Source organism: Firmicutes bacterium HGW-Firmicutes-1, assembly GCA_002841625.1.
In the GTDB taxonomy this organism is placed as follows: Bacteria; Bacillota; Clostridia; order Lachnospirales; family Vallitaleaceae; genus HGW-1.
Genome location: PHAG01000032.1, coordinates 1 through 1275, shown reverse-complemented (window position 1 = coordinate 1275; position 1275 = coordinate 1). Strand labels below are relative to the sequence as shown.

The window sequence follows — 1275 nt, the reverse complement described above, 5'->3', positions numbered from 1 at the left end:
ACGTGACGCTTGCATAATAGCCCACCTTAAATAAGTAGATCCACGTTTAACCATGGGTGTATTGGAAGCACGAAAATTACCAGATTGATAAGTTGAAGGTTCCATACCTGAATAAGCAAGTAGTTTAGCTGGAGAAGCAAAACGGTTGATATCACCGATCTCACTTATAATAATGGCAGCCAAAGTAAATGAGATGCCAGGAATGCTTAATATGGGTGTATCTATAGATATAAGAATTTCTTTGATACGATGATCTAGAAGCTTGATTTCTTCTTGTACATTATGAACTAAGCGAATATTTTGCATGAGTTCAAAAGCTAAAGCGTCGTTGGACAAACCGATGGAAGCCGAAGCAAGAGTTTTGATTTCAAGAGCTTTATCTTTAGAATATTTGCCTTTTGAAGCCTTTTTGAGTAAGTTGGTAAGTTTGGTCAAGTGAGCTACTGAAAGGGCTTCAGGGTTTGGATACACTGTAAGAAGAGTAAGGACGGAAGCTTGATGAATTGACCAAACAACAGAAGGTAGCTCTGGAAAAACAATGTCAATCAAACGACTCATAGAAAGCTTCAACTTAGACCGGTAACCAATAAGACGATAACGATGCCTAGTTAATGATTTTAGCTCCTGAATCTGATATGATATAGGAGAATAGGACTTAGAATCATCGGTAATAAGCATTGTTGCAATGACCATAGCGTCGGTTTTATCTGTTTTAGTTTTTCTAAGCGTGTGAGCTTTTCTGAAGAGACTAGTAGACAAAGGATTGAGAGTGATGATCTCAAAGCCTGAACGTTGCAGATAGTTTGTGATATTAATGCTATAGTGACCCGTTGATTCTAGTCCTATTTTTGCATATGAACTATCTGATTCAGACAAAGCAGATCGAATGGATGAAACCAAGAACTTAAAGCCATCCAGAGAATTAGAGATGGTTTGATGATGAACGTGAACAACACCATCAGAATCAATAATACAGAAATCGTGTTTGTTTTTGGCAACGTCAATACCAACATAAAGCATAAGAACAACTCCTTAATAAAATGAGTACGCTATGTTTCCATAAGTCTCTATGTTGAATGTATCCTTGCTCTAAATAAAACGTCTAGCGTTATCTAACTAATCAACAAATGAACATAGAGCTATGGTTAGAGCCTTTACGAACTAGTCAGCTATGCTGCTATAGGAGATAAAACTAAGCCACAGCGCCTAAGTTCATTATAGTAAAAATAAAACAAATGAGCATTGAATTTTACTATATGTTCATTATACAAGGAG

1 protein-coding gene is annotated in these 1275 nt (G+C 36.5%); it reads right to left on the bottom strand.

Annotated elements, in window-relative coordinates:
• A partial coding sequence (locus CVU84_17635) for an IS110 family transposase (protein ID PKM93087.1) occupies positions 1–1020 on the bottom strand: 1020 nt, incomplete at its 3' end.
• Positions 1021–1275 lie beyond the last annotated feature (255 nt).